We start from the raw sequence: 4,690 nt of genomic DNA, 5'->3' as shown, positions 1-4,690 counted from the left end.
GCTGGTACAACGCCCGCCGACGCCACTCCGGCATCGGCTACCTCAGTCCATTAGAGTACGAACGCCGCCAGCTCACACTGGCAGCCTGACCAACCAACCACCTGTCCGGGAAACGGGGTCAGCCTCACGGTTGCCGTCCAGGTCAAACTTGTTGATTGGATCATTTGGATAGTTGTACTGATTGCTATTTCCTCCCTCAACCGAGTCGGTACTAAGGAATCGTCCGAGTGCGGCAACGTACTGCCGAGCCCCCATCTCAACGGTAGCGATGGAAGCTTCGTGCTCGTAGAGTTTGTCGTTGCTTCCAACCCAGCCGTAGTCGGCTGTGCCTGACAAATTGGTAGGGACATTGTCGTCTGCGGTGCCCGTTCCGATTACTCCTGCGGCAGTGATGGGCTGCCCGAAAGGATCGTAGCGGTATTGCGCGGACCGGGCGCCGGTTTGGTTGGCCGTAACAATGGTGTCGCCGTGGATGTTCGAGTAAGACCAAGTCTGGTCTCCAGCGGGTGGAACTATAACTTGGGCACCCCCAGGAAGGGCGATCATCCTTGATGGTGCTGAGGCGCCATCCTTGATCATGACGGGTGAGGAACCGCCCTTCGCGTAGAGATAATTTATGACCGAAGTCCCCGTTCCTGGACCCGTTCCAGGGATATAGGTGGTGCGGGAGATGATCCGGTCACTGGAGTCTCTCGCGTAGGTGATTGTCGTTCCGCCGCTAAGGGTGGTCACCATGTGCCGATTAATCATGTCGTATGCCAGCGTTTGGTCGGACAATTTGGTCGTGTTTCCATGACTGTCGTAACTGATCTGCGCAGCTGTCAGACCAGTGTTAGTAGGGTTCGCACTGCTAATAGCGTTGGTGACGCTCGATGACAGGAGCCGGTCGGAGTTGTCGTAGCAGTAGGTGGTTGTGCTAGTCACACCGCCGGCGACATCTGTTGCTGAAGTACGGTTGCCGTCCATGCCAGCTTTTTGGTTTGCTCCGCATCCGCCGGTTGAGGCGTACGCGTAACTTAGAGCGTGACCGGGAATGGCGGCGCTAATGAGCCGACCGGCGGTGTCGTAGCTGTAGGTGGAATCCTGCGCTGCAGCAGTGCCATCCTTCGTCGTGTCACGGAGAATACGCCCGGACTGAGACCGGATCACGGTGTCGGTTATTGTCGGTTGCAAGGGGAATGTCCAAGACAGAGACGTTGTCGCACCAACAGAACTACGAGTCATGGCTAGCGCGCTGCCGTTACCGGCTTTGCCTGTACCGGTTGGGTACGCAATAGAGGTGATTAACCCAAGATTTACGCCTTCTGCTGTGCCATAGGTTGGTGTGGCAATGACAGAACCGTTGTCAGTTTGCTGAGTGAGTCGTCCGTCGCTGTCATAGCTAAATTCTTCTGTTGTTGTTGCGCTAGATGCGTTTGCAATGGTGACAGTCTTGGTTGTTTGACCGATTGCGTTTAATGTCGAGGTGGTGATGGTATTCCACACGTCGGCATAGCTGACTGTTCGACCTAGTAGGTCGATCGTCGCAGCCACTCTTCCCGCATTTGTCGTGTTTGTCGCGAGGCTGCTATCAGTGACGGACCCAGTGAGCGGATCGTTATTAGCTCCGGTGTAAGCGGTCGTCACTGTGCGAGCCGGCTGCTGAGTAGCGCCTGTTCCATAAGCGGGGTAGCTCGTTTGGATGATCCGTCCGCGGGCGTCGTAGGTAGTGCATGTCCACGTTCCGCTCGAGTTGTTTGTTGTTCCGACAACTCGGCCCATGATGTCGTAGACGTACCAGGTTGGCACTCCGATTCCAGACGCAGGATTGGGGGTGAGCGTCTTCCGTAGCATCCCGTATTGGGCTGTTCCGATGTCCACACCACACACGGCAGAGGTGTATCCGAACCCAGCCTCGAAAGGGCCGTTGTCGGTGTAATAACCATAGGAGGTTGCGGTAGCTGAGCCGGACGGGAGGCTCATCGCGGTGCGGCGCTGATAGCCGGCAGCGGTGGTCTCATAGGTGGTTGTGGTTGTGAGGTTCAGATTAGCCGGATCGACGCTGGTCGAGGCGGCCATGCCAAGCCAGGGCGAGTTGCCGTAGTTGGTGCTGGTGCTCATTCCAGGAACCTGAGCGTTGCTGATTCCACTGATCCCAGTCGGAGCGGAATCGTCTGTGCCGCTGCTCGTGGTGAGGCCGTAGTCGGGTTTGAGCTGCGCGGCCGGGATGACAACGGGCCCGGATGCCCCGGGGGTGGTCCATTCCAAGGCGAGGCTCGCGCCGGGGCCTGCTTGGTTGGCGTAGTCGACTCGGATGGGGAGGGTTTGGCCTGCCGTCACGGTTATCGCTTTGCTGTCTGGTGACGGGTGGGCGCCGGAGTTGATGTTGTCGTCGACTTTGAGGAGGTTGTCAATCCAGATTCGTGTGCCGTCGTCAGCGACAGTCATAAACGTGTAGCTCCCGGCTGTCAGGAACGTGACTGTACCGGTCAAGCGTGCGGACCATGCGGAGGCGGAAACACCTGCAACGGGCGCAGTGCTGCCCCAATCCTTGTTGATGTCGCCGGGCATGGTGGTACCAGGAATACCGAGGGTGTATGCCTTTGGGACGCCGGCGAATCGGGCGTTGTCGTAATACGCCACGTTCAGACTGTTCAGTTTCTCGTCGTACCCGGTGTGGGCGTGTCCGGTTGTTAATGCGCAATTACTTGTTGGCGTGTAGGTTCCTGTGGCAAAGCAAGATGCTGCGGCCGGCCCGTAGCTGTCGGTGAGTCGGTTTCTAGAGTCGTACAGATTTGTGCTTTTCAGGCCCTGAGCGTTCGTAGTGGAAAGAGTTTGGTCTCTGTCATTCCATACAGTGGCGGTCAGCAATCCGGATGAGCTCTTGATGCTTGTGGCACGAAGATTTGAGTCATACATCACCGTTTGAGCATGCCCGGTAGTGCCTGTCGTGTTCGGGAGTGCGGCTCCGGTGGAGTCTACGAGGTCGACGTAGGTGGTTCCGTCGGTAGCTGACGAACCCGCACCGGATGGTGCGGTGGCGTAGGTGTATGTCTTTGTGGGCCGGTTCGCGTTACTCGTTCCGCCGGGCGAGGACAGCGCAACCTTAGTTGCGCGGCCTGTGCTGTCGTAGGTTATGTCGGTACGGTTCTGCGACCCGGCCTGGCGGTTAATGCGATCGGCAAGAAGCCAGTCGTTTTGGAGCACGTTACGTACGGTGGCCACTTGACCTTTACTTGTGTAAGAGAACGAGGTCTGGGCATTACCAGGGTTTGTAATCCTGACCAGGTAACCGTTGGTGTCGTATTGCAGCTCTGTGAAATCGTCGGCACCTTCGACGTGACCGGGGTACATGATCCTGCACAGCAATGGACCGGTGATCTGTGTGGCACTAGCAGTGAACGATGCCGGGTCAGTTTTGCACGGCTTTCCGTTGACCTGGTCGCCCGTCTTCATCTCGATATCCGTGACGTTGTCCGTGGTGTAGATGAATTTCACTTGACGTGCGTAATTGTCTCCGGAGATGAAAGAGAGCCTGTCGCTGATCGTACTGACCGCTCCCGTGCTGGGACGGGGTTTCACCACCGGTGCGACAGGTTTTTTTACTTCTAGCGGGTTCGTGACATCACTCACTTTGCCGTCCTTATCGAAGAGATAAGTTGTTCCTGCTTCATCGGTGAGACTAATACCACCGTTCGTGTCGACCGCGAGAATTCCCGCCTCGCCTTTAGGCGGGGTGTAGGAACCGGCATCGGTCTTGGTATAGGAGTGAATTACGCCGGCGGCGTCTGTAAGAACGACAGATCCCTCTCTTACCTGGGCGTTGGAGTAGAACCCAGCCGCCCCTGCAATTGGTATGGAACTGGCCCACCCTGTCGGCAGGGTCGATATGGTCCTGGTGTACCAAGATGCCGGTACGACGAAACCGGAACCGGTGTCGCCGGTTTTTCGAGCTATTAACTTCGCCGAAGCGCCGCCGGTGCTCTCAAAATATTTGACCTGAATACTGACCGGTGTTGACGAGAGATTCGTCGAGGCACCCCAGCCGTTGTTCGCCTGAATAGTCCATTGGTCGACAACCTGTGTCCCGCCGACGTACACAGCCATGCCATCGTCTCGGGACCAGCCGAACTGGTACGAGGTCCCTGTCGCATCGGGTGAACGAATGAACCCTTGCCAGTTCGCAATGAAGTTGTCGGAGTCCACGCCGGCCGAAGGTGAGCCCGTCCCCCAGTCGAAGTTGACCTGCGTATCGACGCGTGACATCACCTTCGGCACATTTGGGGTGCTGCCACCGAAGTTGAAGTCAGGACTGGTCGCTCCCGGCACCTGCGCGTTGTAGTACGTTGCATTCAGTCCAGCATTGGACGGAGCCTGCGAATTGTAGGCAAATGACATACCCATCGGCCCGCCAACGGTCGTCACGGTCGGTGACGCGAACTGCATTGATACGTTTCCGTTCGCAAGGTTCACTGTAACCGGGCCGGCCGCGTCAGACGGCGACGGGCCACTAGCTCCTACGCGTTTGTTTGGGCGGCCTAGGGATTTCGGACGGTGGGCCCTCTTAAACTGAGGGCGCTACTGAAAGAGAGATCTGCAGGATGACTGCATCACGACGGCGATTCAGCCAGGAGTTCAAGGACGAGCTGTGCCAGGAGGTGATCTCGACCTCGAAACCGATCCGGGAAGTCGCTGAGGCCTATGGTGTCGG

The 4,690-nt window shown here is 57.4% G+C and carries 3 protein-coding genes; 2 read left to right on the top strand and 1 reads right to left on the bottom strand.

The window, feature by feature from the left end:
* Positions 1–89: IS3 family transposase (locus tag B7R24_RS18345; RefSeq protein ID WP_367302594.1), on the top strand; the 89-nt coding region annotated here is incomplete at its 5' end.
* Here B7R24_RS18345 and B7R24_RS00010 read toward each other — a convergent pair.
* A complete protein-coding gene (locus B7R24_RS00010) occupies positions 73–4,404 on the bottom strand; it encodes a PA14 domain-containing protein (RefSeq protein WP_172582636.1) in 4,332 nt (1,443 codons plus the stop codon). The two genes, B7R24_RS18345 and B7R24_RS00010, sit on opposite strands and share 17 nt — an antisense overlap.
* Positions 4,405–4,580: 176 nt before the next feature.
* Between B7R24_RS00010 and B7R24_RS00005 the strand changes: the two genes are divergently transcribed.
* A partial coding sequence (locus B7R24_RS00005) for a transposase (protein ID WP_147303923.1) occupies positions 4,581–4,690 on the top strand: 110 nt, incomplete at its 3' end.

Origin of the sequence: Subtercola boreus (genome assembly GCF_003399645.1) — a bacterium.
Taxonomy (GTDB): Bacteria; Actinomycetota; Actinomycetes; order Actinomycetales; family Microbacteriaceae; genus Subtercola; species Subtercola boreus_A.
The sequence above is the reverse complement of the archived record's forward strand: the minus strand, read 5'-3'. Positions and strand labels throughout refer to the sequence as shown.